The following is a 25,180-nucleotide window of genomic DNA, read 5'->3' on the forward strand; positions in this document are numbered from 1 at the left end:
TCCAAAAAAGAGGGGGAACCTGACGATTCTGCGGCAAGCAAATCCGGTTCCCCCTCTTTTTTGGAGAGGGGGTCTGCCCCGGAGGGGTCCCGTGAGGTTGCGTTGGGCAATACTGTTCGCACTGCTTCTTTTCGCCTTCCAAACCCACGCCCAAAACGCCCCACCCGACAAGCCCAAGGTCACCCGCATTCTCTTCGTGCTCGATGCCTCCGGCTCGATGATGGCGCCGTGGGAGGGCCAGCCCCGCTGGGACGTGGCCAAGCGCATGCTGAGCAAAATGGTGGATTCGCTGAACGCCTACCCCAACCTGGAGCTGGGTTTGCGCGTGTACGGCCACCAGTTTCCCAACAGCGAGAAAAACTGCCAGGACTCGCGCCTGGAAGTGCCGTTTGCGCCGCGCAACGCCAAAGCCATCAAGGCCCGGCTGGCTACGCTCAAGGCGCAGGGCAACACGCCCATTACCTATTCGCTGGAACAGTCGGCCAACGACTTTCCCGTTGATAAGGCCTCGCGCAACGTGCTGCTGCTCATTACCGACGGCCTGGAATCCTGCGCTGCCGACCCCTGCCAATCGTCGCTGGCCCTGCAGCGCAAGCACATTTTCCTCAAGCCGTTCATCATCGGCATCGGGGCCGAAAAAGACTTTGGGCGGCAGCTCGAATGCCTGGGGCAGTACTACAACGCGGCCGATGTGAAGACCTTCCGCACCGTGATGGACGACGTGATTGCCCAGACGCTGAGCAAAACCACCGTGAGCGTGAACCTGACCGACGCCGACGGCCGCCCCACGGAAACCAACGTGAACATGACCTTCGTGAACAACGTGACCGGGCAGCCCGAGTACAACTACGTGCACTACCGCGATGCCCAGGGCCGGGCCGACGTGCTCGACATCGACGCGCTGCAGAGCTACGACCTGGTGATAAATACCGTGCCGCCCGTGCGCCATGCCAACCTGGCCATTCGCCCCGGCCGGGCCAACGTGCTCACCTTCAAAACGCCTCAGGGCACGCTCTGGCTGCAAAGCCCGCAGCTCACGCCCAACCCCTACGGCACGGTGCAGGCCGTGGTGCGCACGCCCGCCGGCGCCACGGTGGCCGGCTTCCCATTCGGCACCCGCCAAAAGCTGCTGGCCGGCAACTACGAAGTGGAGCTGCTCACGCTGCCCCGCAGCACGCGCCGCATTTCGGTGAAGCAGGGCCAGGAGCTGGCCCTCACCTACGCCGCGCCCGGCACCCTCAACATCACCACCGACCTGAAAGGCTACGGCAGCCTTTATCAGTTGAACGACGACGAGTCGCAGACCTGGATTTACGACCTGCCGCATGGCGGCAGCAGCAAAGTCAACCTGCCCATGCAGCCCGGCGCCTACCGCCTGGTGTTCCGCACGAAGACCAGCATCGGGAGTAAATTTACGGACGTGCGCAATTTTACTATCCGAAGTGGGCAGACCACATCAGTAGCCATTTTTGGAAAATAAGGTAAGAACGACAAACTCCCCTCCTTTTTTAAGGAGGGGACATTTTCACAAAGTGAAAATTGGGGTGGTTGCGTTCGTTGAACGACTAGCACCACAAAAGCCCTTTTCACCGATTCGTCATGGACAACTACCACAACCTGCCGCAAAAGAAAGAAATCCGTCGAACCCTGCGCAACACCCTCACCCCAGCTGAAGCAACCCTATGGAAAGCCCTGAAAGGCGGCCAGCTGACCGGCCGCAAGTTTCGTCGCCAGCACAGTGCCGGCGCTTATATCCTGGATTTCTACTGCCCCGAAGAACGACTGGCCATTGAGCTTGATGGGGCCGGACACTATACAGTGTCAGGTAACCAGCACGATGCCGCCCGTACGGCCTACCTCAATACATTGGGTATTCGGGTGATTCGGTTTGAGAACAAGTTGATTTGGTCGGCGCTGGAGAGTGTGCTGCAGACGATAGAAAGTAAGTTTCACCTTATTTAAATTCCCTGGTGCGAGCCGTTCAACGAACGCAACCACCCCAGCTTACGCTTCGCGTAAGCGTCCCCTCCTTAAAAAAGGAGGGGAGTTTGTTCTAACGAAAACTCCTTTACATCCCCCATGAAAGATTTCCCCTACACCGAATCCAAGGACACCCGCAGCGGCTTCGGCGCCGGCTTGCACGAGCTGGGCAAAACCAACCCCAACGTGGTGGCCCTCTGCGCCGACCTCACCGGCTCGCTCAAGATGGACGCCTTTAAGAAGGACTTTCCCGAACGGTTTTTCCAGGTGGGCATTGCCGAGGCCAACATGATGGGCGTGGCCGCCGGCCTCACCATTGGCGGCAAAATCCCGTTCACGGGCACGTTTGCTAACTTCAGCACCGGCCGCGTGTACGACCAGATTCGGCAGAGCATTGCGTACTCCGATAAGAACGTAAAAATCTGCGCCTCGCACGCCGGCCTCACGCTGGGCGAAGACGGCGCCACCCACCAGATTCTGGAAGACCTGGGCATGATGAAAATGCTGCCCGGCATGACCGTTATCAATCCCTGCGACTACAACCAGACCAAAGCTGCCACCATTGCCATTGCCGACCACGAAGGCCCGGTGTACCTGCGCTTTGGCCGCCCCGTGGTGCCCAACTTCACGCCCGCCGACCAGCAGTTTGTCATCGGCGAAGCGGTGCTGCTGAACGAAGGCACCGACGTGAGCATCTTCGCCACCGGCCACCTGGTGTGGAAGGCCGTGCTGGCCGGCAAGCTCCTGGCCGAAAAGGGCATCAACGCCGAAATTATCAACATCCACACCATCAAGCCGCTCGATGCGCAGGCTATTCTGGCTTCGGCCCGCAAAACCGGCTGCGTGGTCACGGCCGAAGAGCACCAGATGAACGGCGGCCTCGGCGACAGCATCGCCCAGCTGCTGGCCCGCGAAGAGCCCCTGCCCCTGGAAATGGTGGCCGTGCGCGACAGCTTCGGCGAAAGCGGCACCCCCGACCAGCTGATGGAGAAATACGGCCTCACCGATGCCGCCATCGTGGCCGCCGTAGAAGCAGTGATGAAGCGGAAGAAGTAACCGCTTATCAAGCAACAAAAAGCCCCCGCAACGCTAGCAGCTGCGGGGGCTTTTTGTTGCTTGATATTCAGCTAACGTTTTGGAGCTTGGCGAAGGTGGCGATTTTCACCATAAATGTTGATGCGGAGAACCAATGTTTGATTAACCACAAATGCGTCTGCGGAGCACTGAACCGCCACTTTTGCCAAACGCCTGTTAGGTACTGCCATTTCTGTCAGTCGAATGGTGCAAACGCTGTTATTTTCCATTTGTCGTCAATCTTTTTAATTACTAAATGTTGGTCTGCCGAATAAATCAAGTCCGTTGTCTTTACATAACCTTGAACTTTTTTGTCAATGGTATGAATTTTTGTAAAGTCTGCATTCATAAACTCAGGGTCCATTTCTACTATGTCATAGGTTAAGGTAGCAAGTTTTGAGGAAGTTGTTTTGGGTTCTTGATAAACTGTCACTTTAGGTGAAATACAAACGGCTGTAAAATACCAGTCAAAGCCATATTTATATTTGCTAAACGCTTTGTTTGATTGGGCGTAAGGAATACAAAAATATTTGTCTTCGTCATTCTCCCAAGTTCCGCCCATACTTAAAATTCGGTTTAGAATTGTCCATAATTCTGATTTGTCGGGCTTGTAAAGTTGCCAATTTTTTGAAAACTCTTTTATTCCATAAACTCCTCCACCGTAACTCACAATTATTGCAGTGTCTAATGATTGAAAAAGTCCTGAAGTGTCTTTATTTGATACAACTTTTTCCAAGTTATTTATAAATTCAACTAAAGTCGGGTCACTTTCGCTTTCGTCAATAGGAAAAATTTTATAGTCACTTTGGTCTGTTTCATCAATAACTTCATTTTTGGTGCTAATAGTGTCAGCCACATTGTTGTTGTCAGCTTGTTTAGTGTTGTCACCACAACCTAAAAAAGTCAAAGAAAATATTATGTATAGTAGTCGTTTCATTGTCGTTGTCTATGGTTGAACCTAACATTAGGGTTGCCGCAACTCGCAGCTCCGGCAAGTTGCGGCAATCTGACCTTAGTACGCAACTTAGTTGCGTTTTACTCGCCAAATTGGCGTGCTTGCCGCAACTCGCCGGTTAGAGCCCCAAGCTGTCGAGTGGGGAGGCGGGGCGGGCACGTTGAGCCACGTGGGTATAAATTTCGGTGGTTTTGATGCTACTGTGGCCCAGCAAGTCTTGAATGATACGGGTGTCGGTGCCGGCCTCCATAAGATGGGTGGCATAAGAGTGGCGCAGCATGTGCAGCGAAATAGGGCGCTGGATGCCGGCGCGGTCGGCCGCCTGCTTCACCACCATTTGCAGGCTGCGGGCGCTGTAGGGCTCGCCCGGATGCTGCCCCTCAAACATATAAATAGCGGGCCGGAACTCGCGGAACTGCTCGCGCAGCAGCAGCAGCACCGACTCGGGCAATGGCAGGTCGCGGTCTTTTTTGCCTTTGCCGCCGCGCACATACAGGGCCATGCGCCGGCTGTCGATGTCCTGCGGGGTGAGCGCCAGCACTTCGCCCAGGCGCAAGCCCAGGCCGTAGGCCAGCATGAGCATGGCGCGGTGCTTGCGGTTTTCGGTGCCCTGCAGCAAGGCCTTCACCTCGCTTTGCGCCAGCACCTTGGGGTTGAGCTGCGGGCGTTTGGGGCGTGGCACCTCGTAGTACTGCCGGGGCTGCCCCTCCACCTGCTCGTAGTAGAATTTGATGGCGTTGATGAGCAGGTTCTGGTACGATTCGGAGACGCCTGCGGCCACCCGCTCGGCCAGGTAGTCCAGCACCTGCTGGCGGCTTAGCTCCAAGGGCAGGCACGGGGCGTGGTGCGCCAGAAACTGCAGAAACGCGCCCCGGTAATTTTTGAGGGTGGCCGGACTGTAGCGCTTCAGGGCAATGAACTGGCAGTAGCGCGTGAGCAGCACCTGCTGCGGGGTGGGCGGGGGCAGCGGCACCGCCAGGGCGGGCGTGGCGGGCAGGTGGAAGCCCAGCCCCAGCTGCTGGCACACGGCCTGCACGCGCGCCACCAGCTCGGCCTCTACGGGCAGCAGGTAGCCTTTGGCGGTGGCGTCGTAGCGCAGGCCGGCCGCAAGCAACGCGTGGCGCACGGCCTCGTTGGAATACGGGAAATAGGCCTGAAACTCGGTGCGGCAGGGGCGCAGGCGGAAGGAGAGGGCGGCCTTCATGGGGCCAGGGGCGCTGCTTCGCCGGTTTTCTTGTCCAGCAGCAGCAGCTGCTCGCCTATTATTTCCGTCACGTAGTGCCGCACCCCGGCGGCATCGTCGTAGTGCCGCGTTTTCAGTTTGCCTTCCAGGTACACCAAGCTGCCCCGGCGCAGGTAGGCCTGGGCCAGCTCGGCCAGGCCGCGCCAGAGCACCACGGTGTGCCAGTCGGTGCTGCTCTGGGACTGGCCGGCTCGGTCGCGCCAGGTTTCGGTGGTGGCCACCGAGAATCGGGCCACCGGCACGTTGCCCTCCAACACATTAATTCCCGGGTCTTTGCCCAGGTTGCCGATGAGGGTGACTTTGTTGAGGCCGCGCATAAGGAAGCGTAGTGAAGCAGCCGCTATTGAGTACCAACGGCCTGCACTGCCCGAATGTAGTGCCCGCCGGCCCGTAATTCCTTACCGCGGCAGGGCCAGGTAAACAATGTAGGCGTTCAGCACCATGAAGGCGAATGCCGGGAGGGTAACCAGCACGCTGTCGCCGATTTTCAGGCGCACGGCCACGCCCAGCAGCATGAGCAGGGCCAGGCCGCCCGCCGCTAGCAGCAGAATGGGGTTCAGGGCCAGCCCCACCAGCAGCCCCAGCGCGCCCAGTATCTCCAGCACCACCACCAGCAGGCCCTGCTTTTCGAGGCCGAAGCGCTTGAACTCGCTTTTCATGTTCGGCGATTTGAAATACGCAATGCCGTAGCCCAAAAACGATAGGCTGGAGAACAGCACCAGGGCAGGAAGTAAGCTCATTAGGAAACGTAGTTGAGCGCCGAGGCCGCGATGAACACGCACAGCCCCAGCAGCACCAGCGAGGGCAGGCGCTTGCTCCAGGGGTTGCTCACCTTGAAATGAAAGTATTGCGCGGCCACCATCAGCAGGCCCATGAGCACGGCCGGAACCAGCACCAGGGCCGGGTACCAGATGCCGGCCACCAGCAGCGTGGCCAGGATAATTTTGGCGTTGCCCACCAGGGTGCGGGTCTGGTCGCTCAGCCCGTACTGCTTAAATTCCCTGACGATGTTGTCGAATCGGAATATCCACACAAAGCCCACGGACAGGGCAACGAGTAGCTGGGCAATGGCGGCGTAGGTGTGCATGGGGCAGGGGGGACGTTTGAGGGTGGCTGCCCATGGGCGGGAGGACGGGAGGACGGTTTCGGCGCACACAGCGGCAAGCCAGAACTTCTCACTTTCGCAGGTTGCCGGCCGGCCCCGCTGCGTTCACTACAACGAAAGCAAGGCTACTGTTTACCAAGTAGTAGCGGCTTTTTTGGCAATGCCCATTAAACGCGAACCCGGCTTTGCCCTCCAACCACTGCTTTCGCCACCCTGGCGTACCTTTTCGCCGTTTGGAAGACCACGAAATACTGCTCAAGTTTCAGGACCCCGCTTCGCGCAACCTGGCGTTCAACCAGCTCGTGCGCAAGTACCAGAGCAAGGTGTATTGGCATGTGCGCAAAATGGTGGTGGACCACGACGACGCCGACGACCTCACCCAGGACGTGTTCGTCAAGGTCTGGAAGCATTTGGAGAACTTCCGGCAGGACGCCCAGCTTTTCACCTGGATATACCGCATTGCCACCAACGAGTGCCTGAACTTCCTGAGCAGCAAGCGGCGCAAGTTCATGCTGCCCCTCACCGACGTGAGCGCCGAGCTCATGGCCAAAGCCGAAGCCGACCCCGCCCTGGCCGGCGATGAAATTGAGCTGAAGCTGCAGCAAGCCATTCTGCGCCTGCCCGACAAGCAGCGCCTCGTGTTCAACCTGCGCTACTACGACGAGATGCCCTACGAGCAAATGGCCGAAGTAACCGGCACCAGCGTAGGCGCTCTGAAAGCCAGCTACCACCACGCCGTGAAAAAAGTAGAAGAATACGTCACCCGCCACACCGCCGACTAAGCACGCAGAATAATAGACTTTTCCCCGAATCAGAAAAAAAAGAACGTCATGCTGAGCGAAGTCGAAGCATCTCTACCGCGCCTGCTGTCATCCTGAGCGTAGCGAAGGACCTTATCACGTTTGAGCGACTCGTACTTGGGTGATAAGGTCTTTCGCTACGCTCAGGATGACAAATGGTGCAGTGAAGCTGGCTCGACTGCGCGGACGCCATATAAGCATGACCATCAGCTTCACGATTTCCTACTATCCAGGAGCAAGTCTAATTTTTTATTCGCAGAATTAAACGCCGCCCCCGCATTTCCATCCAACTGCCATGACACCTCCCTTCAAGCTCGACGCGCACCCCCGGCGGCCCCGCCCGCTGCTGAGCGAGCCGCCGGCTGACTACTTCGATAAGTTGCCCACGCGCATCATGGCCCGGCTGCCTCAGCACAATGCCGCGCCTGGTGGGCGCTGGCTGGCCTGGCTCTCGCCGGCCCTGCGCACCGGCCTGGCCTCGGTGGCCGTGCTGGGCAGCTTCGCGGCTTCCTTTTATCTGAGCGGCGCCGGGGCGGCCGCCCCGGCGGTGGCCACTACCGCTTCCCTCGATGCCGTGCCGCGCACCGAGTTGGTGGGCTACCTGCTCACGAGCGGCGCCCGCGTCGAAAATACCGATTTGGCCGTACTGGCCGCCGCCCACCCCGGCTTGGCCAAGGGCTTTCTGCAAGCCACCAAAGCCGAGCTGACCGACGCCCTCGACGCCCAGCCGTCCGAAGAACTTCTTTATTTATAATCTACACCCTCCCGTATCATGTCTGTTGCTACCTCCCTCTTCCGATTGTTCAGCCTGGCTGCCCTGCTGCTGGTGCTGGCCCCCAGTGCCCAGGCCCAGCAGGGCGGTGGCCGCCGCGGCCAGCGCCTGGGCCAGCTCGAAAACGCCAAAATTGCCTTCATCACCACCCGCGTGGCCCTCACCCAGGACCAGGCCCAGAAGTTCTGGCCCCTCTACAACGAGTTCACCGACAAGCGCCGCGACCTCAACCGCAACGGCCGCCTGCTGCGCCGCGACGTGACCGATGCCATGACCGACCAACAGATTCGCGAGAACTACGCCCAGTCGTTCACCAAGCGGCAGCAGGAGCTGAATCTGGAAAAGGAGTACTTCGAAAAATTCCAGAAGGTGATTTCCCTGCGCCAGGTGGCGCAGCTGTTCATGGCCGAGCGCGACTTCACCAAAGAAGTCATAAGGCGCGTGGCCGGGCAGGGCGGCATGCGCGGACCAGCCGGCGCCAACGACGACAACTAGCCCGGCCCCGGCCCCGCCCATCGGTACTTCGAGGCCGCTGCCCCCCCGCAGCGGCCTCGTTACTTTTGTGGCATAATCAAAACCATCTGTCATCCTGAGCGCAGCGAAGGACCTTATCACGTAGCAAGGTCCTTCGCTGCGCTCAGGATGACAGATGGCAGCCCCGCGAAACTAACCTATTCCTTAAGTGCATCTGACACCCCGCCAGCTATTCCTGCGCCACCAGGCCCAGACCTCCGATTTCCCGCTGCTGCTGGAAATTGAGCGGGCCGAAGGCGTGTACATGTACGCCCCCGACGGCCGCCGCTACCTCGACCTCATTTCGGGCATCGGCGTGAGCAACGTGGGCCACCGCCACCCGCGCGTGCTGGCCGGCATCCAGGCCCAGCTCGACAAGTACCTGCACCTGATGGTGTACGGCGAGCTGGTGCAGGCCGTGCCCGCCCAGCTGGCCGAGGCCCTGCACCGCACCCTACCCGCCCACCTCGACTCGGTGTACTTTACCAACTCCGGCACCGAGGCCATTGAGGGCGCCCTCAAGCTGGCCAAGCGCCACACCGGCCGCACCGAGCTTGTTTCCTGCCTCAACGCCTACCACGGCTCCACGCACGGCGCCCTGTCCATCACCGGCTCCGAGGGCTTCAAAAACAGCTTCCGCCCGCTGCTGCCCGACGTGCGCCACATCCGCCACAACGACTTCGCCGACCTGCTGCTCATCACCGAGCGCACGGCCGCCGTGGTCATTGAAACCGTGCAGGGCGAAGCCGGCGTGCGCGTGCCCTCCGAGTACTACCTGCCGGCCCTGCGCCGCCGCTGCCGCGAAGTGGGCGCCCTGCTCATCCTCGACGAAATACAGTGCGGCTACGGGCGCACCGGCACCATGTGGGCCTTCGAGCAGTTCGGCATCGAGCCCGACATTCTGGTGTGTGCCAAGGGCATGGGCGGCGGCATGCCCATCGGCGCGTTCATTTCCAGCACCGAAATTATGAGCGGTTTCAAAACCAATCCCATTCTGGGTCACTGCACCACATTTGGAGGCCACCCGGTGAGTTGCGCGGCCGCCCTGGCCACCCTGCAGGTGATGCAGGACGAAAGACTAGCTGAAGGCGTGGCGGAGAAAGCGGCGCGGTTCCGCGCGCAATTGCACCACCCGGCCATTCGGGACGTGCGCGGCTGCGGCCTATTGATGGCCGTGGAATTCGATTCTTTCGAAGTCCTCAAACCCATCATCGACCATGCCCTGGCGCACGAAGGCATCCTCACCGATTGGTTCCTGTTCTGCGACAATTCCCTGCGCCTGGCCCCACCACTCACCATCACCGAAGCCGAAATTGACGAGGCCTGCGCGGCCCTGCTGCGGGCTATTGATGCGGTAGTGGGCGGGTAAGGGTAATAAAGCAAAAAAGCACGTCATGCTGAGCGCAGCCGAAGCATCTCTACTGCGCAACTAATCAGTTTTAGTATTGCGGTAGAGATGCTTCGGCTACGCTCAGCATGACGTGCTTTCTTACCAGGTATGCTTGCTTACACAGTCACGTTCGGCCGGGGCAGTTCGTTATAATTCAGGAAGGAAGTGCTTTCCTCTTTGATGCGCTCGCGGGGAATGCCGTCTTTCACGCCCTGCGAAATCTTGCGCACCAGCACGCCCACAATGGCCTTGCGGAAGCCCAGCTTCTCAGCCATCACGATGCAGAAATCCATTTCGGTTTCGTCCACCACGCCATCGGCGAGCATCATGTCGACCAGGTCAAAAATCTGGTCAAACCGCTCAGAGTCGTTGGTGGGCAGCTCGGTGTTGTCGCCTTTGTCTGCGGAAACCAGGGCTTGCACTTCGGCCGAGCTCATACCGTTTTTCTTGCCCACGGCGACGATAAAATTCATTTCTCGCGCATCGATGTGCCCATCGGCTTTTGCCAGAGCCGCGAGATTCAGCAAATGGCCCTTGACTTTTTTGGCCTGCTCATTTTCGAAAAAACCGAACATAGAAAGTGGGAATTGAGTGATGAGGAGTGAGTTAGCAGCCGTGGGAAACGTTTCAACAGGTAAGGTAGGCGAAAAAACAACTACTTGCTACACCTGAAATACGCGAAGCACAATAAAAAGATAACCACGGCATTGCGGGTACTATGGTGGAGCGGTAGGGCGTTTGCGTTCCTTTCGCCAACTTTGCGAGGTTTGGGCGCCATTTGCGTGCCTGCCTGTTTTAAGAAAGATAAGATGAAGAGAATCGGAGTATTTACCAGCGGCGGCGACTCGCCGGGCATGAATGCCGCCATCCGCGCCGTGGTGCGCACGGCCACGTACCATGGCATAGAAGTGTACGGCATCATGCGGGGCTACAGCGGCATGATTAAGGGCGAGTTCGTGCGCCTCGATTCGGCCTCGGTGTCGAACACGGTGCAAAAGGGCGGCACTATTTTAAAATCGGCCCGCAGTCAGAAATTCACTACCAAAGAAGGCCGTCAGGAGGCTTTCGACCAACTGGTAAACAACGGCATCGAAGGCCTCGTGGCCATTGGCGGCAACGGCACTTTCACCGGCGCCATGGTTTTTGAGGAGGAATTTGGCATTCCCACCGTGGGCATCCCCGGCACCATCGACAACGACCTCTACGGCACCGACTACACCATTGGCTACGACACGGCCGTGAACACGGCCCTGGAATGCATCGACAAAATCCGGGACACGGCCGACTCGCACGACCGTTGCTTTTTTGTGGAAGTGATGGGCCGCGACTCCGGCTACATCGCCATCCCGTGCGCCATTGGCGGCGGGGCCGAAATCGTGATGATTCCCGAAACCCAGATGAGCACCGACGTGGTGGTCGACACGCTGCAGACGGGCTGGAAACGCTCCAAAACATCCTTTATCGTTATCGTAGCTGAAGGCGACGAGGAGGGCAACGCCACCAACGTGGCCGCCTGCGTCAAGGAAGCCATTCCCAAGCTCGACACCCGCGTCACGGTTATTGGGCACATCCAGCGCGGTGGCTCGCCCACTGCAGCTGACCGCCTGCTGGGCTCCCAAATCGGCATCGCCGCCGTGGAGGGCCTCATGAACGGCATGCACAACGTCATGGCCGGCATCGTAGACAAAAAGCTCGTCTACACCCCCTTCACCGACACCGTGAATAAGAAAAAGCTCATAAACCAGAGCTTCATGCGCATGGTAGAAATTCTGAGTGTGTAGGGTTTTTGAACAGATACAATGAAAGAGAGAGAATATCCCCATCTTGCCCCGCTTTTGCTGGTGCCATGCCCTACCAGCGAGTTCGTTAGACGGGTTATTTCTCTTTTTCTGCTATGAAACAATTTTATCCCCTATTATCGGCCTTGCCAATGGCACTTATCTGCTCGGCGGTGCAAGCTCAGGACCTGTCCCAAGCTGAAATGCCAGGCGCTACTGTGGCTGCTTCCGCCGCCCGCCGCCCGGCCCTGGTGCGGTTGGGCCTAGGCTCTAGCGTGAACGGTTCGGGTGATTATTCCGTGCTCAAAGCGCATGTGGAATATGCGCCGCAGTTCGGCCGGTACTGCCGGCTGGGTTCGCGGCTGGCGTACATCGGCGGCTCACAGCCCAGTGATTTCGGGTACGGCTACACAGCGCCGCAGTCGTACCGTGCCCTGAACCTGGAGCAGGAAGTATACTGGCTTCCATTTGGTCTCAACAAAACCGTGGAATTTAGCTTAGGAATTGGGGCTTTTGTCGGCTATTCTAAGCAGAAGGGCTTTTCTCAGGCTGGATTTAACACTGCCGACTTGAATGGAAACCAGTCTTTCAGCTTTATTCCTGCCAATGAAAAAGGCTTCAACGTAGGCTATATCGGCTCTCTTAACGTGGATTTTGCACTGGATGAAGCCCGTACCTGGCGGGTGGGGGGGCGGTTGGCTTTGCAAAACGACACCCGCGCCAATATCCTGCCCGGCGGCCAGTTCCAACTTAGTCGCGCCTTCTAGCGCCGGGGCTTAATTTCTTGTAGCGCACGGCTTAGCAGCTTTCCAGTTGCCGGGCCGTGTTGTTTAGCGTAGGAACGCGCCGAGGCGTGTTCCTACATCTCCACCCACTGGTAGGCTGGGTCGCGGCGCAGCCACGTGAGCTGGCGCTTGGCGTAGCGGCGGGTGTTGCGCTGCAGCAGGCGCACGGCTTCGTCCCAGTCGTATTCGCCATCCAAGTAGCCGAAGATTTCCTGGTAGCCCACCGTTTGCAGGGCGTGGTGGTGGCGGTAGGGGAGCAGGCCGCGCACCTCATCCAGCAGGCCAGCGGCCAGCATGTGCTCCACGCGCAGATTGATGCGCTGGTACAGCACTTCCCGCTCGCGGGTGAGGGCCACTTTCACGTTGCGGAAAAGCGGGTTTTCGGCGGGCGGGCTTTGGGTGTGGAAGCTGGAGAAAGGCCGGCCGGTGGCCCGCGTGATTTCTAGGGCCCGCACCACGCGCTGCGGGTTTTGCTGGTCGATGCGGGCGTGGGCTACGGGGTCGGTTTCGGCCAGCTCGGCCACCAGGGGCGCGAGGCCGTGGGCCGCCAGCTCGGCGTGCAGCTGGGCGCGCACGTCGGGCGGCACGGTGGGCAACTCGTCGAGCCCATCGGTCACGGCCTGCACGTAGAGGCCCGAGCCGCCGGTGAGGATGACCACCGGAAATTTCTGGAACAGTTCCACCAGCACTGCGTGGCAGTCGGTGGCAAAGCGGCCGGCGCTGTAGTCTTCTGCTATGCTGTGGCTGTCAATAAAAAGATGCCGTACACCGTGCATTTCCGCGGGCGTGGGCTTGGCCGTACCAATGCTCAGCTCCCGGAAAAACTGCCGCGAATCAGCCGATACGATTTCGGTGCCGAGCTGCTGGGCCAGGTGCACGCACAGCGCCGTTTTGCCCACGGCCGTGGGGCCGGCAATGGTGAGCAGCACCGGCCGCGGGTCGGCAGCGGTGGGAGCAAGCTGGGCAAGAATAGCAGGAGGCAGCAATCGTAGAAGGGTTGAGTTCTGAGGGTTGAATGTTGAGTGGATAACGGTCGTGCTGAGCCAGCCGAAGCATCTCTAACGTGTCTACAAGAACGTCATGCTGAGCGCAGTCGAAGCATCTCTACCGTGCTAGTAATTCATTTACTGCTGCGGTAGAGATGCTTCGACTGCGCTCAGCATGACGTTCCTATCCAAACAATCTTTAAAAATTCAAATCCGGGTGTTTCTCATCAAACTCCGTGGCATCCTGGTACGCTTTGGCTAACGCCAGAAGCTTGCCTTCCTCGTAGAGCTGGCCCATAAAGGTGATGGTGGTGGGCAGGCCGGCGGCCGTGAAACCGTTGGGCAGCGCAATGGCGGGGTGGCCGGTGAGGTTGGTGAGGGTGAGGTTCGGTCCGAAGGAAGGCGCAATGTAGAGGTCGAAGCCGCGCAGCTTCTCGTCCATTTGCTCGATGAGCAGGCTGCGCACGCGCTGGGCCTGCAGGTACTCCACGGCCGGAATAAAGCGCGAGGAACGGAACGTGTTGGGCCAGGCCGAGCGGTTTTGCAGCACCATCTGGCCGTCGCGGCCGGAGCGGGTCAGGTCGTCGAACGCGGCCGCGCCTTCGGCGGTGAGCACGAAGCGCATAGACCCCGGCGCAAGGGCGGGCAGCTCAATGGGCACCAGCTCCACGCCCAGCTTGCGCAGCACCTCCAGGGTGGCCAGGTCGTTGGCCTTGGTGGGGTAGGTCTGGTCGAAAGCCGTTTTGAGGTAGCCTACGCGCAGCTTTTTTACATTGGTGTCGAAGGCATAGCGGAAGGCGTTGGGGGCCAGCAGGGTGGCGGCGTCGCGGGCATCGGGGCCGGCGGCGGTGAGGGCGGCCAGCACCAGGGCGCAGTCCTCGGCCGAGCGGGCAATGGGGCCGGCTTTGTCCATGGTCCAGCTCAGGGCCATGCGCCGGCGCGGCTCACGCGGCCTAGGTGGGCCGCAGCCCGGTTACGCCGCAGGCCGTGCTGGGGCTCACTATGGAGCCCAGCGTTTCGGTGCCAATGGCAAACGGCAGCAGCCCCGCCGCCACCGCCGACGCCGAGCCCGCCGACGAGCCGCTGGAGCCTTTGGTGATGTCCCAGGGCGTGCGGGTTTTCTCGCCAAACCACACGTCGCCCTGCGCCAGCTCGCCCAGCGTAAGCTTGGCCAGCAGCACGCCCCCGGCGGCGCGCAGGCGCTCTACCACGGCGGCGTCTTCGTCCAGGGTCTGGTCTTTGTAGGGCACCGAGCCCCAGGTGGTTTTGTAGCCTTTGGCGCTAAACAAGTCCTTCACGCCGAAGGGAATGCCGTGCAGCGGGCCGCGGTACTTGCCGGCTTTTATTTCCTGGTCGGCCTGCCGGGCTTGTTGCAGGGCCAGCTCTTCGGTGAGGGTGATGACGCAGTGCAGCTTGGGGTCGTACTTCTGCAGCCGCGCCAGGAAAAACTTGGTGAGCTCCTCGGAAGAAACTTGCTTGGTGCGCAGCAGTTCGCCCAGCTGCCGCACGGTGTAAAACGCCAGGTCATTGCGGTTGGTGGGCAGTTTCAGCTTGGGCGTAGCGGGCAGCTTGCCCGCGTTGTCTTTGGGAGCCATCACCATGGCTTGCCGCATGCGCAGGGGCCGGGGGTCGAAGCCGACAGCGGGAGATACGCTATTGAGCAGGTTGATTTTGCGTAGCGCCTCGTAGCTGTCGCGGTAGCCCGTAAGGTTGCGGCGCGTGGAGTCGAGCTGCGCGTCGGTGAAGCTCAGGCCAAACAGCTGCTGCGCCGAACGCAGCATAGGCACTGTGATTTCGTCTGGGGCCGTGGGCCGGGCCACAAAGCCTACGGCGAAACAGGCCGTGCCGAGCAGCAGGGCGGGGAGGATTTTTTTCATGTGGTAGGGTGATAAAAGCTACGCAACAAAGCTACACCAGCAGGGGCGGGACTGCGCTGCTGGGGTGGCGCATTTCTGCACCATGCGAATAGCTGCAAGCGCAAGCGCAGGCGTTGCACTTGCGCCGCCACTATGCTTCTACTGCGCCAACGTCCAATGAACATACCCTCATTTAGCTACTCAAACAGCTTGCAATAGCCTGCCCGCTTAGATACCCAATTCGGGCCCAAACAAAAGCCAGAATCCGGGGCAGCCATTCATAAACCGGTCCGTGTGCGGCTTATTGCGGCGGCTTAATGCCAAGAGGCACCACCCCGGCCCACAGCCGCAGCAGCTCCCGTTCTTCGTGCTGCCAGCTGAGCTGGGGCGCGGCGCGGCGGCAGTTGGCGGCCAGGTGTTGGTAGCGGGCGGGCTCGCCGCCGGGCAGCAGGCGGTTGAGGGCGGCGGCCAGGGTGGCGGGCTGGAGGTCAGCCACCAGCTCGGCCACGTCGAACTGCTCGTTGAGGGCGCGGTACTCCGGAAAGTCGATGAGGACTTGTGGGATGCCGGCGTGCACGTAATCGAAGAACTTATTGGCCAGCGAGTAGTAGTAGCTCAGGCCGGTGTTCTCGAGCAGCATGATGCCCACGGCGGCGTGGCGGGTCACTTCGCGCAGCGCCTCGGGCAGCACAAACCCCCTGAATTCCACCTTGCCTTCCGGGCACGAGTGCGACGCCAGGAGGCCCAGCCGGCTGGCCCGCTCCCGCAGCGCCGCCGAGAGGTCTCCCTCGCCGCATATGACCAGTCGGCCGGCCACCTGCGGCATGGCGTCGAGCAGGTTTTCGAGGCCGCGGCCCATGTCAGGCGCCTGGTAGAGAATGTAGCTGCCCGCCAATGAGGCGGCTGGCAGCGGCTCCGGAGGCTGCAGGCGGCTCACGTTGCGCACCACCGCCACCGGGCGGCCATACCGCTCCGCAAACACCCGCGCCAGGGCCGGCCCCACCGTGTAAGCCAGCCGGGCCCGCGGCACCACAAAGCCCTCCACCCAGCGCCACACGCGCTGCACGGCGGGCCGGGCCACCACCTCGGGCACCTCCGTAAACAGCTCGTGGGCATCGTACACAAAAGGCTGGCCGCCCAGCCGGGCCCGCAGCCACACGGGCAAAGCGGTGTCCAGGTCGGCGGCGCACCACGCGGCCGCCCGCTGGCCCAGCAGGTGAACAAACAGCCGCAGGTTATATTCCAGGTAAAACAGCTTGCCGCGCTGAAACCAGCCGCGCAGCCGGAACTGCGCGTAGGGCTGGGCCGTAAGCGGGGGCGACCCCGGCCGCTGCCAGCCCACCAGCTGCACGCGGTAGCCGGCCGCCGCCAGGCTGCCGCATATCCGCTGCATGCGCTGGTCGAAGCACAAATCGGTGGTGACGGCGAAAAGCAGCCGCGGCGCTGACGGGAGGGGAGGCAAGGAAGTAAATGGGGCCCTGCAGCAGGCGGGCGTATATTTTGGTCAAATTTAAGCCGGGACCCCGCTGCGCGTGGTTACCTTGGCAAGAATATTTGCAGTATTACGCATCGGTTTATGAGTTCGACTCCAGTTCTTTCCCCGCTTCAGCCGGTGGCGCCGCCGTTGGCCACGCTGCTCGACCAGCTGGGCCAGATGTACGTGCTGCTCGACGTGCAGGGCAACGTTATTGAAGCCAACGACGCTTTTTTGGCGATGGTGGGCTATGCCCGGGAGCAGGTGCTGGGACAACGCAGTTTCGATATGTTCACGCCGCCAAACGACCGCGCCAACCGGCAGCGGCAATTCGCGGCCATGATTGCGACCGAAACCCTGGCCCCTTCCTACGACCGGCCCGTGCTGGTGGAAGGCGGCCACATATGCCTCATTCACTGGAGAACCGGCTTCACGCGCGAGGGCGGTGCCATCTCCGGCGTCTGGATGATAGGGCAGGAGCCCAGCCTCAGCAGCATGGCCACGCCCACGCTCACCGGCAACAGCACCCATTTGCAGGACTTCCTGGACAACGCCCAGGACTTGGTGCAGCACCTGAGTGCCGACAACAACTTCCTGTTTGTGAACAAGGCCTGGAAGGAAAAACTAGGCTACACCGATGCCGAGCTGGCCACCCGCACCCTGGCCGATGTGGTGCACCCCTACTACAAGGCCAAGCTGCTCTACCAGCTGCGCAACCTCTACGACGGGGAGCCCGTGAACAAGGTAGAAACCGTGTTTATGACCAACGTGGGCAAGCCCGTGCACCTCATCGGGAGCATGAGTGTGGTGCGCGAGGAAGGCCAGCCGGTGAGCAGCCGCGCCATTCTGCACGACATCACCGACCGCATCAAGGCCGAGCGCCTGCAAAAGGTATACTACAGCATCGCCAACCTGGCCATCTCGGCCAAGGACTTGCCCAGCCTCTACGGAGCCATTCACCGCGAGCTGAGCAAGATTATTGAAACCAGCAACCTGTTCATTGCGCTCTGCGACGACGCCCGCACGCAGCTGCAGTTTGCCTACCACGTCGACCAGCACCCCCAGCACCGGCCCCAGGGAGCCATGCCGTTTTCCCGGGGGGTCTCGGAGTACATCATTGCCGGCGGGCAGCCGCGCTACCTCACCCAGGGCGACTACCAGCAGCTCATTCGCAACGGCACCATCACGGCCTATGGCTTGGTACCCGAGGTGATGCTGGCTTCGCCGCTGAGCATCGGCGACCGCATCATTGGCGTGCTGGCCGTGCAGGACTACAACCGCGCCGACGCCTACACGCCCGGCGATTTGGACGTGCTGCACTTCATCTCCAACCAAGTGGCGCTGGCCATTGAGCGCAAGCGCAACGAGGAGCAGATTGGCAAGCAGACTGCCCGTCTGAACGCCATTTTCGAAAGCGGCTCGCACGTGATGTGGACCGTGGACACCCGCGCCAACCTCATGAACTTCAACCGCAACTACGCGGCCCTGTTTCTGCGGCGCAACGGCACCTACCCGGTGCGGGGCATCAACCTCTGGGAGACGGACCTGGCCTACATGCCCGAGGTGGAACGCGACACCTTCGTGCACTACTACGAAGCCGCCGCCAAAGGCCAGGCCCAGCGCTTCGAGATGAGCCTGCTCGATTCGCGCGGCAGCGAGGTCTGGACCGATATCTACCTCAACCCCATTTACCTGGGCGACGGCTCTTTTGAGGAAATTTCGGCCATTGCCCACGACATCACCGAGCAGAAACGGGCTCAGCTGGCCCTCGAAGCCCAGGAAGAGAAATTTCGCTCCATTTTCGAGTCGTTTCAGGACATCTACTACCGCACCGACGAAGACGGGCTGCTCACCATTGTGAGCCCTTCGGTGCGCGAGGTGCTGGGCTACGAGCCGGAAGAAGTATTGGGCACGCCCGTGACCAACTACTACGTACTGCCCGACGACCACCCCAAGGCCAACGCCGAAATTGAGCGCAACGGCGGGTTGCGCAACTTCGAAACCCAGATGTGGCACAAGGACGGCTACCCCGTGAGCGTGCTCGTGAACGCCCGGATGTCGAGCAGCGGCGACTACGGCACCGAGGGCATTGCCCGCGACGTGACTGAAATCCAGCAGATGCAGGACGACCTGCGCCAGGCCAAGGACGCCGCCGAAACCGCCCTGGAAGCCAAAACCCAGTTCCTGGCCAACATGAGCCACGAGCTGCGCACGCCCATGAACGGCATTATTGGCATGATTGACCTGCTCGACCAGACCGTGGAAACCGACGAACAGCTCGACTACGTGGACACGCTGCGCAAAAGCTCCGACGCTCTGCTCACCATCCTGAACGACATCCTCGATTTGTCGAAAATACAGGCCGGCAAGCTGCAGGTGCACGAAACGGCCCTGGAGCTGCAGGCCGTGATGGAGCGCATCCGCGCCCTGTTCATTTACCGGGCCGAGCAGAAGAACATCCGCTTCACCTACCACATCACGCCGCACACGCCCCGCTACGTGGTGACGGACGAGGTGCGCCTGCTCCAGATTCTGTCCAACCTGGTGGCCAACGCCATCAAGTTCACCAACGAGGGCACGGTGGCCATCATTGTGAGCAGCGTGAGCACCGACGGCGACCTGCACACCCTGCGCTTCGCGGTGCAGGACTCCGGCATCGGCATTTCGAGTGATAACGCCAGCCTGCTGTTTACCAACTTCACCCAGCTCGACACCACCCCCAGCAAGGCCTACGGCGGCACCGGCCTGGGGCTGAGCATTAGCCGGCAGCTGGCCGAGCTGCTGGGCGGCGAAATCGGGGTGCTCTCCGACGAGGGCGAGGGCAGCGTGTTCTGGTTCACCATCAGCGCCTGCGAGGCGCGAGCAGAGGACCTGCCGGCCGTGCCGTCGGTGCGCGAAGCCGTGTTCCAGCCGTTTGCGGCCGTGCCCCGCGTGCTGCTCGTCGACGACAACGCCATCAACCAGAAAGTGGGCCAGCGCCTGCTCTCCAAGCTGGGCTGCGAGGTAGACGTGGCCGGCGGCGGCCCCGAGGCCATTGCCCTGGCCACCGCCCCCCACGCCGGGTACAACATTATTTTCATGGACATTCAGATGCCCGAAATGGACGGCGTGGCGGCCACGGCGGCCATTCGCGAGGTGCTGGGCGCCGACTGCCCCCCCGTGGTGGCCATGACGGCCTACTCCATGCAGGAAGACGCCGGCCGCTTCATGAGCCAGGGCCTCGACGACTACGTGGGCAAGCCCGTAAAAAGCCGCCACCTCTACGAAGTGCTGCACCGCTGGCTGCGCCCGCGCCAGGGCCGGGCCAGCTCCGAACAAAGCGCAGGAACAACCCTGGTGCCAGCCACTGTGCTGGAAGCTGGGAAAAAATCGGTTGCCGTTTCACCGGCCCAAGAGGTAGCCGCTGGCCAGGCTGCGGCAGGGGCAGAGGCAGCCACCGATACCGCTGCCGGCGAAGTTACCCTGGACGAATCGGTGCTAAAGCAACTGGTAGACCTGGGCGGGGCCGAATTTGCCCTGGAGCTGTACCAGGAGTTTGAGCAGGAAGTCGGCGATTTGCTCCGCGAGGCCGCTCCCGTGATAGCTGCGGCCGATTTTCCGGCTCTTTTGCCTATGCTGCACCAGCTCAAAGGCACGGCGTCTACGTTGGGCGGCCTGGCCCTGGCCGCCCAGGCCCGGCACTTGGAACACGAGTTCAAAGCCGGGCAGACGAATGATGGGGCAATAGGTTTTCAACTTCTAGAACATTACTTTGCACACTTCGTTGGCGAATACCCCAGCGCCGTCGAACGAGTTGCCAATCCCTCCGCGGTTTAATAGCCGCGTTCTACCCTCCCATTCTACCCCGAATCAATCCCAAAATCTACGCTCATGTCCACCGATACCCAAGCCAAAACCATTCTGATTGCTGAGGACAGCTCGGTTATTCTGAATCTTACCCGCAAAATCCTCGAACTGCAGAAGTATAAGATTTTGCTGGCTAAGAACGGTGGCGAAGTGCTGAAGCAACTGGAAAATAACCACATCGACTGCGTGTTGATGGACATTAACATTCCGGTGAAAGACGGCATGCAATGCACCCGCGAAATCCGGGCCCATTCCGACCCCAAAATCAACGCCCTGCCCATCATCGCCATCACCGGCAACGCCAACAACTACTCCATGGACCAGTTCCGCGAGGCCGGCGTGACGGACTACCTGCCCAAGCCGCTCGACTTCGACGCCCTGGTGCGCGTGGTGAAGCAGTACGTGGGGTAGCTTGAATTAAGAATTGGTAATTAAGAATTAGAAATTCAATGATCCGGCTCGCTGTAGGGCGCAAGGACGGATGCGGATAATTCTTAATTGCTAATTTCTGGTTATTAATTCAAAAAAGTGCAAGTCACCTTTCTCGGTACTGGCACCTCCTCCGGGGTGCCCATGATAGGCTGCACCTGCGAGGTGTGCCGCTCGCTTGACCACCGCGACCAGCGCCTGCGGGTGTCGGTGCACGTGCAGGTGGACGGGCGCAGCCTGGTGATTGATTCGGGGCCCGATTTCCGGCAGCAGATGCTGCGCGCCCACGTCACGCACCTCGACGCGCTGCTCTTCACCCACGAGCACAAAGACCACACCGCCGGCCTCGACGATATTCGGGCCTTCAACTTCCGGCAGAAGACCGACATGCCGGTTTTTGGCGAGCCGCGCGTGCTGGCGCAGCTGCAGCAGGAGTTTTCCTACATTTTTGCCGAGCACAAATACCCCGGCGTGCCCCGCGTGCGCCTGCACCCCATTGAGCGCGACGACGTGCCGTTTGACGTGCTGGGCGTGCCGGTGCAGCCCCTGCGGGCCATGCACCACAAGCTGCCCGTGCTGGGCTACCGCATCGGCGGCTTTTGCTACCTCACCGACGCCAACCACATTGGCTTGGAAACGCGCGAGCTGCTGCGCGGCGCCGATGTAATTGTGCTCAACGCGCTGCGGCACGAGCAGCACATTTCGCACTTCACGCTGGCGCAGGCCATCAATGTATTGGAGGATGCCGCGCCCAAGCGGGCCTACCTCACGCACATCAGCCACCAGCTGGGCCGCCACCAAGCCGTAGAGGCCGATTTGCCGTCCTGGATTCGGCTGGCGTACGACGGGTTGAAGGTAGAGGTGTAGCTTGTAGCAGCGCCCCGCCGCAGCCCAGGGTTGTTGCGTCGGTCGAGTTCTGTTGCTGCGCCCTGATGCTTGGGCCGGGGGCTGAAATAACCGCGCGGCCGGGCGTCTTCATCCAACAAAGCGTATGCTGCGTAGTCTTTCACATTCCATTGGCTAATTCCTGTCTGCTATGCCCTCCGTCATCAACCTTGAAGAAAAATTTGGCCGCTTTACCGAGCAGTGGCACCCACACGTAGTGGCCGACCTCAACGACCAGCACGTGAAGCTGGCCAAGGTGCAGGGCGAATTTGTGTGGCACAGCCACGAGGCCGAAGACGAGCTGTTTGTGGTGGTGAAGGGCCAGCTGCACATTGAGTTTCGTGACCACACCGCCACCATCAACCCCGGCGAAATCCTGGTGGTGCCCCGCGGGGTGGAGCACCGCCCGCACGCCAGCGAAGAAACCTGGATTATGCTGGTAGAGCCCCAGGCCACCCGCCACACCGGTACCGTGGAGCACGCCCTCACCCGCCACGAGCTGCCGCGCATTTAAGCCCCGGCCGTGCACACCAACTACTATTTCCTGCGCCAGCTGGCCCCCGCGCTCACCGAGCGGCTGCGGGGCTACCGCGTGGCCGTGTGCTTCTCGCAGGAGAAGGATGAGCTGGTGGTGGGGCTCACCAACGGCACGGCAGAGTTTTGGCTGAAAGCCCAGCTGGGCGCCACCTTTCCGGCCCTGGCCCTGCCCGAAACCTTCCAGCGCGCCCGCACCAATTCCGCGGATTTGTTTACCGACATGCTGGGCCAGCAGGTGGAAACCGTGGCGGCGTGGCCCCAGGACCGGGTGCTGCAGGTGAACTTTCGTAGCGGAGCGCGGCTGGTGTTTAAGCTCTACGGGCCACGTCCGAACGCCATTTTTCGCACAGGCTCCGAAGCTGTGGCCCAGCTCTTCCAGCAAAAGCTGCTGGCCGATGGCGAGCTGCGCCCGCAACCAGCGCCGCCCGTGCCGACTACCCAACCCGACCAGCCCGCCGCTCCGGCCAAGCTCCCGCCGCCCCTGGCCGACTTGCCTGCCCGCTACCTGCGCCTCCACGGCTACGACCCCGCCGCCGCTCCGGAAAACAGCACCCGCCTGGTAAACCAGGTGCTGGCCCAGCTGGAAAAGCCTGCGCATTACTACCTCGCGCAGCTGGAGGGCCGCACCCGCCTGAGTCTGCTGCCGCTGGGCGAAATCTTGGAAACCTTCCCTGGCGACGACCCCGTGGCGGCTCTGCGGCGCTTTGTGCCCATGGCCCTGGGCCGTCGCGCCCTGGAAATGGAAACCAAGCAGCTGCGCCAGCTGCTGGAGCGCCGGGCCGACGAAGCCAGCGCCGCCGCTACGCACGCCCGCCAGCGCCTGCACGCCCTGGCCCACGAAGCCGGCTACCGCCACACCGCCGACCTCATCATGGCCAACCTGCACGACATTCCGGCCGGGGCTACCCAAATCGAAGTGCTGGACTTTTACACTAATCAGCCCAAGCTCATCAAGCTGAAGCGCACCGAAAAGCCCCAACTCACTGCCGAAAACCTTTACCGCAAAGGCAAAAACCAGCAAATCGAAGAGCGCCAGCTTGCCGAGCGCATTACACGCCGCGAAACGGAGGCTCTGACTGCCTTAGAACGACTGGAAGAAATGGACATCCTGCCCGCGCTGGCGGAGCTGCGCGGCCTGCGCACCTGGCGCAAGCAGCACGGCCTCGACCCCAAGCCTGCCGCCGCCAAAGCCGGCACCGAGCTGCCGTTTAAGGTATTCGAGGACCGGGGCTTCACCATTCTGGTGGGCCGCAACGCGGCAAACAACGACCTGCTCACGCAGAAATACGCGCACAAAGACGACCTCTGGCTGCACGCCAAGGACGTGACCGGCTCGCACGTGGTTATCCGGCACAAGGCCGGGCAGCCCGTGCCCGAGCCCGTGGTAGAGCACGCCGCGCAGTTGGCCGGCTGGTACTCCCGCCGCCAGCACGACTCGCTGTGCCCCGTGACCGTGACGCCCAAAAAGTTTGTGCGCAAGCCCAAGGGTGCGCTGCCGGGCCAGGTAGTGGTGGAGCGGGAGCGGGTGGTGCTGGTGAAGCCCGGCAACCCGTTTAATGGCCCCGACGGGCTGTAAGTAGTGGCGTATAAGCAAGCGTACACTCCGGTCCGACCGCCTTTGGCGGTCAGACGGTTGTCGTCAGGGCTGCCGTGGTGGTTCTTTGACCGGTCTGACCGCAAAGCGTGACCGGAACTGTCGGGCTCGAATTAAAAAGCAAAAAAGCCCGTTCCAAGTAAATGGAACGGGCTTTTCGTTTGCGTGCGCGCGGGGAGATTCGAACTCCCACACCCGAAGGCACCACCCCCTCAAGATGGCGTGTCTACCAGTTTCACCACGTGCGCAAATAGAGCAACTAAACCTGGGTAATGCGGCCGAAACCGGCTTCACTGAGGCGGTGAAGCGGGTGCAAAGATAGCCGGCCTGCCGTGCACCCGCAACCTAATGGCCGCAATTTTCATAAAAAAAGCCGCTCATCGTGAGACGGGCGGCCTTTTTAAGTCAAGCACCGGCTGAAACTACTCGGCTTGGGTGAGGGGCGAGTCCACTACGTGTTCGGCTACGAACCACACTTGCAGCTCGTTGGTGCGTACTAGCTCGCTCACGATGAGGTCGTTGGTGCCGTCGTCGCCGGTTTCATCGGCCTTGCTGGCGTAGTCGTGGCAGTTCTTCAGAATGCGCTGGTGGCCGTCGAGCAGGCGCGACACCTGCACGGGCGCTTCCTCGCGGTCGCGGGGCACGCGGGGCAGGCTGGTTAGCTCGGCCACGTCGTGGGCCATGGCAATGGCCACGCCGCCCAGCACCTGGATGCGCTCGGCAATGGAATCGACCAGCACGGACTGCTCTTCGTAGTGCTTATCAAACAGCAGGTGCAGCTGGTAGAACGTGGGACCCACCACCTGCCAGTGGTGTTTTTTGTACATGTCGCGCAGCGTGATGGTGTCGGCCAGCAGTTGGTTGAGCATGGTTACGCTGCTTTGGCGGGTGTCTTCGCTAAGGCCAATGGGCAGGCGCTGGCTCACGGTGCCGTAGCGCTGGGTAGGGGAGGGCGCGTTCTGCTGCTGATTGATGTTGGGCAGGATGTTGACGGCGGCGTTGCTGCCGGCGTGCTTGCGCGCGGCGGTGCTTTTGCCGTTGCTGCTGGCTGCTGCGGGGGCTTTCTTGGGAGCGGGGGCTGCGGCTTTTTTGGGAGCAGCGCTCTTGGGAGCGGCTTTGGCGGGAGATGCCATAATTCTGAAATCGGGTGAGGTGAAAGGAATAGCCGAAATAAATCG

General features: G+C 61.0%; 25 protein-coding genes and 1 tRNA gene. 14 read left to right on the plus strand and 12 right to left on the minus strand.

The window, feature by feature from the left end:
• Positions 1-91: 91 nt before the first annotated feature.
• The 3 genes from BEN48_RS04210 (at position 92) to BEN48_RS04220 (ending at position 3,036) form a co-directional block, all read left to right on the plus strand.
• On the plus strand, positions 92-1,480 hold the full coding sequence (locus tag BEN48_RS04210) for a vWA domain-containing protein (RefSeq protein ID WP_070733247.1): 1,389 nt from the start codon (positions 92-94) through the stop codon (positions 1,478-1,480).
• 119 nt (positions 1,481-1,599) lie between these two features.
• Positions 1,600-1,962, plus strand: coding sequence for an endonuclease domain-containing protein (locus BEN48_RS04215; protein WP_070733249.1), 363 nt, complete (start codon positions 1,600-1,602; stop codon positions 1,960-1,962).
• Positions 1,963-2,079: 117 nt separating this feature from the next.
• Positions 2,080-3,036, plus strand: a complete 957-nt coding sequence (locus tag BEN48_RS04220; RefSeq protein WP_070733251.1) for a transketolase family protein — start codon at positions 2,080-2,082, stop codon at positions 3,034-3,036.
• Positions 3,037-3,250: 214 nt separating this feature from the next.
• Here the strand turns inward: BEN48_RS04220 and BEN48_RS18610 are convergent, their stop codons facing one another.
• From BEN48_RS18610 to BEN48_RS04245, 5 genes are all read right to left on the minus strand, one after another.
• Entirely contained in the window at positions 3,251-3,991 is a 741-nt protein-coding gene (locus tag BEN48_RS18610; RefSeq protein WP_125932469.1) for a hypothetical protein, read from the minus strand.
• A 136-nt stretch (positions 3,992-4,127) separates the two neighbouring features.
• On the minus strand, positions 4,128-5,213 hold the full coding sequence (locus BEN48_RS04230) for a tyrosine-type recombinase/integrase (protein WP_070733255.1): 1,086 nt from the start codon (positions 5,211-5,213) through the stop codon (positions 4,128-4,130).
• Positions 5,210-5,569 (minus strand): single-stranded DNA-binding protein, encoded by a 360-nt coding sequence (ssb, locus tag BEN48_RS04235; RefSeq protein ID WP_070733257.1) that lies wholly within the window; start codon positions 5,567-5,569, stop codon positions 5,210-5,212. Before ssb ends, BEN48_RS04230 begins: the two co-directional genes overlap by 4 nt.
• Before the next feature lie 81 nt (positions 5,570-5,650).
• Complete coding sequence (locus BEN48_RS04240; protein ID WP_070733259.1) at positions 5,651-5,992, minus strand: DoxX family protein; 342 nt, start codon at positions 5,990-5,992, stop codon at positions 5,651-5,653.
• Entirely contained in the window at positions 5,992-6,339 is a 348-nt protein-coding gene (locus BEN48_RS04245; RefSeq protein WP_070733261.1) for a DoxX family protein, read from the minus strand. The genes BEN48_RS04240 and BEN48_RS04245 overlap by 1 nt, the downstream gene beginning before the upstream one ends.
• 251 nt (positions 6,340-6,590) lie before the next feature.
• Between BEN48_RS04245 and BEN48_RS04250 the strand changes: the two genes are divergently transcribed.
• The 4 genes from BEN48_RS04250 to BEN48_RS04265 all read left to right on the plus strand — a co-directional run bounded on the left by BEN48_RS04250 (position 6,591) and on the right by BEN48_RS04265 (position 9,811).
• Positions 6,591-7,139 (plus strand): RNA polymerase sigma factor, encoded by a 549-nt coding sequence (locus BEN48_RS04250; RefSeq protein ID WP_070733263.1) that lies wholly within the window; start codon positions 6,591-6,593, stop codon positions 7,137-7,139.
• Between the two features lie 313 nt (positions 7,140-7,452).
• Positions 7,453-7,911 (plus strand): hypothetical protein, encoded by a 459-nt coding sequence (locus BEN48_RS04255; protein WP_070733265.1) that lies wholly within the window; start codon positions 7,453-7,455, stop codon positions 7,909-7,911.
• An 18-nt stretch (positions 7,912-7,929) separates the two neighbouring features.
• Positions 7,930-8,424, plus strand: a complete 495-nt coding sequence (locus BEN48_RS04260; protein ID WP_125932470.1) for a hypothetical protein — start codon at positions 7,930-7,932, stop codon at positions 8,422-8,424.
• Between the two features lie 193 nt (positions 8,425-8,617).
• Positions 8,618-9,811 (plus strand): aspartate aminotransferase family protein, encoded by a 1,194-nt coding sequence (locus BEN48_RS04265; RefSeq protein WP_070733336.1) that lies wholly within the window; start codon positions 8,618-8,620, stop codon positions 9,809-9,811.
• A 137-nt stretch (positions 9,812-9,948) separates the two neighbouring features.
• Here BEN48_RS04265 and BEN48_RS04270 read toward each other — a convergent pair whose 3' ends face one another.
• Complete coding sequence (locus tag BEN48_RS04270; protein WP_070733267.1) at positions 9,949-10,407, minus strand: tellurite resistance TerB family protein; 459 nt, start codon at positions 10,405-10,407, stop codon at positions 9,949-9,951.
• A 234-nt stretch (positions 10,408-10,641) separates the two neighbouring features.
• Here BEN48_RS04270 and pfkA point away from each other — a divergent pair, with 234 nt between their 5' ends.
• Positions 10,642-11,613 carry a 6-phosphofructokinase gene (gene pfkA / locus BEN48_RS04275; protein WP_070733338.1) on the plus strand — a complete coding sequence of 324 codons (972 nt, stop codon included), beginning with the start codon at positions 10,642-10,644 and terminating at the stop codon, positions 11,611-11,613.
• Between the two features lie 113 nt (positions 11,614-11,726).
• Positions 11,727-12,377, plus strand: coding sequence for a hypothetical protein (locus BEN48_RS04280; RefSeq protein ID WP_125932471.1), 651 nt, complete (start codon positions 11,727-11,729; stop codon positions 12,375-12,377).
• 92 nt (positions 12,378-12,469) lie between these two features.
• On the opposite strand, the gene miaA is transcribed toward BEN48_RS04280, so the two are convergent.
• From miaA to BEN48_RS04295, 4 genes are all read right to left on the minus strand, one after another.
• The gene (miaA, locus tag BEN48_RS04285) at positions 12,470-13,381 is read right to left on the minus strand and encodes a tRNA (adenosine(37)-N6)-dimethylallyltransferase MiaA (protein ID WP_241502172.1); all 912 of its coding nucleotides are present in this window, start codon (positions 13,379-13,381) and stop codon (positions 12,470-12,472) included.
• Between the two features lie 199 nt (positions 13,382-13,580).
• A complete protein-coding gene (locus BEN48_RS20025) occupies positions 13,581-14,312 on the minus strand; it encodes an amidase family protein (RefSeq protein WP_317043671.1) in 732 nt (243 codons plus the stop codon).
• A gap of 22 nt (positions 14,313-14,334) precedes the next feature.
• Positions 14,335-15,258 (minus strand): amidase, encoded by a 924-nt coding sequence (locus BEN48_RS20030; RefSeq protein ID WP_317043672.1) that lies wholly within the window; start codon positions 15,256-15,258, stop codon positions 14,335-14,337.
• A 280-nt stretch (positions 15,259-15,538) separates the two neighbouring features.
• Positions 15,539-16,699 carry a glycosyltransferase gene (locus BEN48_RS04295; protein WP_125932472.1) on the minus strand — a complete coding sequence of 387 codons (1,161 nt, stop codon included), beginning with the start codon at positions 16,697-16,699 and terminating at the stop codon, positions 15,539-15,541.
• A 114-nt stretch (positions 16,700-16,813) separates the two neighbouring features.
• Here BEN48_RS04295 and BEN48_RS04300 point away from each other — a divergent pair, with 114 nt between their 5' ends.
• The 5 genes from BEN48_RS04300 to BEN48_RS04320 all read left to right on the plus strand — a co-directional run bounded on the left by BEN48_RS04300 (position 16,814) and on the right by BEN48_RS04320 (position 23,984).
• Entirely contained in the window at positions 16,814-20,527 is a 3,714-nt protein-coding gene (locus tag BEN48_RS04300; RefSeq protein ID WP_070733272.1) for a PAS domain S-box protein, read from the plus strand.
• Positions 20,528-20,581: 54 nt separating this feature from the next.
• Positions 20,582-20,968 carry a response regulator gene (locus BEN48_RS04305; protein WP_070728497.1) on the plus strand — a complete coding sequence of 129 codons (387 nt, stop codon included), beginning with the start codon at positions 20,582-20,584 and terminating at the stop codon, positions 20,966-20,968.
• 117 nt (positions 20,969-21,085) lie between these two features.
• Positions 21,086-21,853, plus strand: coding sequence for an MBL fold metallo-hydrolase (locus BEN48_RS04310; protein WP_070733274.1), 768 nt, complete (start codon positions 21,086-21,088; stop codon positions 21,851-21,853).
• Positions 21,854-22,022: 169 nt separating this feature from the next.
• On the plus strand, positions 22,023-22,385 hold the full coding sequence (locus tag BEN48_RS04315; RefSeq protein ID WP_070733277.1) for a cupin domain-containing protein: 363 nt from the start codon (positions 22,023-22,025) through the stop codon (positions 22,383-22,385).
• A gap of 9 nt (positions 22,386-22,394) precedes the next feature.
• A complete protein-coding gene (locus tag BEN48_RS04320) occupies positions 22,395-23,984 on the plus strand; it encodes an NFACT RNA binding domain-containing protein (protein WP_070733279.1) in 1,590 nt (529 codons plus the stop codon).
• Between the two features lie 184 nt (positions 23,985-24,168).
• Here BEN48_RS04320 and BEN48_RS04325 read toward each other — a convergent pair.
• Together BEN48_RS04325 and BEN48_RS04330 are read right to left on the minus strand one after the other, a co-directional pair.
• Positions 24,169-24,250: transfer RNA gene (locus BEN48_RS04325), tRNA-Leu, on the minus strand.
• 174 nt (positions 24,251-24,424) lie between these two features.
• The gene (locus BEN48_RS04330; RefSeq protein ID WP_083320750.1) at positions 24,425-25,135 is read right to left on the minus strand and encodes a Dps family protein; all 711 of its coding nucleotides are present in this window, start codon (positions 25,133-25,135) and stop codon (positions 24,425-24,427) included.
• Positions 25,136-25,180 lie beyond the last annotated feature (45 nt).

It is taken from the genome of Hymenobacter glacialis, from assembly GCF_001816165.1.
Taxonomy (GTDB): domain Bacteria; phylum Bacteroidota; class Bacteroidia; order Cytophagales; family Hymenobacteraceae; genus Hymenobacter; species Hymenobacter glacialis.

Excerpts from the sequence above, each read along its gene's own strand:
- BEN48_RS04260 (WP_125932470.1), top strand. The coding sequence starts at position 7,930 with ATGTCTGTTGCTACCTCCCTCTTCCGATTGTTCAGCCTGGCTGCCCTG.
- BEN48_RS20025 (WP_317043671.1), bottom strand. The coding sequence starts at position 14,312 with ATGGCCCTGAGCTGGACCATGGACAAAGCCGGCCCCATTGCCCGCTCG.
- BEN48_RS04245 (WP_070733261.1), bottom strand. The coding sequence starts at position 6,339 with ATGCACACCTACGCCGCCATTGCCCAGCTACTCGTTGCCCTGTCCGTG.
- BEN48_RS04230 (WP_070733255.1), bottom strand. The coding sequence starts at position 5,213 with ATGAAGGCCGCCCTCTCCTTCCGCCTGCGCCCCTGCCGCACCGAGTTT.
- BEN48_RS18610 (WP_125932469.1), bottom strand. The coding sequence starts at position 3,991 with ATGAAACGACTACTATACATAATATTTTCTTTGACTTTTTTAGGTTGT.
- pfkA (WP_070733338.1), top strand. The coding sequence starts at position 10,642 with ATGAAGAGAATCGGAGTATTTACCAGCGGCGGCGACTCGCCGGGCATG.
- BEN48_RS04305 (WP_070728497.1), top strand. The coding sequence starts at position 20,582 with ATGTCCACCGATACCCAAGCCAAAACCATTCTGATTGCTGAGGACAGC.
- BEN48_RS04300 (WP_070733272.1), top strand. The coding sequence starts at position 16,814 with ATGAGTTCGACTCCAGTTCTTTCCCCGCTTCAGCCGGTGGCGCCGCCG.
- BEN48_RS04215 (WP_070733249.1), top strand. The coding sequence starts at position 1,600 with ATGGACAACTACCACAACCTGCCGCAAAAGAAAGAAATCCGTCGAACC.
- ssb (WP_070733257.1), bottom strand. The coding sequence starts at position 5,569 with ATGCGCGGCCTCAACAAAGTCACCCTCATCGGCAACCTGGGCAAAGAC.
- BEN48_RS04255 (WP_070733265.1), top strand. The coding sequence starts at position 7,453 with ATGACACCTCCCTTCAAGCTCGACGCGCACCCCCGGCGGCCCCGCCCG.
- BEN48_RS20030 (WP_317043672.1), bottom strand. The coding sequence starts at position 15,258 with ATGAAAAAAATCCTCCCCGCCCTGCTGCTCGGCACGGCCTGTTTCGCC.
- BEN48_RS04280 (WP_125932471.1), top strand. The coding sequence starts at position 11,727 with ATGAAACAATTTTATCCCCTATTATCGGCCTTGCCAATGGCACTTATC.
- BEN48_RS04220 (WP_070733251.1), top strand. The coding sequence starts at position 2,080 with ATGAAAGATTTCCCCTACACCGAATCCAAGGACACCCGCAGCGGCTTC.
- BEN48_RS04315 (WP_070733277.1), top strand. The coding sequence starts at position 22,023 with ATGCCCTCCGTCATCAACCTTGAAGAAAAATTTGGCCGCTTTACCGAG.
- BEN48_RS04240 (WP_070733259.1), bottom strand. The coding sequence starts at position 5,992 with ATGAGCTTACTTCCTGCCCTGGTGCTGTTCTCCAGCCTATCGTTTTTG.
- BEN48_RS04270 (WP_070733267.1), bottom strand. The coding sequence starts at position 10,407 with ATGTTCGGTTTTTTCGAAAATGAGCAGGCCAAAAAAGTCAAGGGCCAT.
- BEN48_RS04330 (WP_083320750.1), bottom strand. The coding sequence starts at position 25,135 with ATGGCATCTCCCGCCAAAGCCGCTCCCAAGAGCGCTGCTCCCAAAAAA.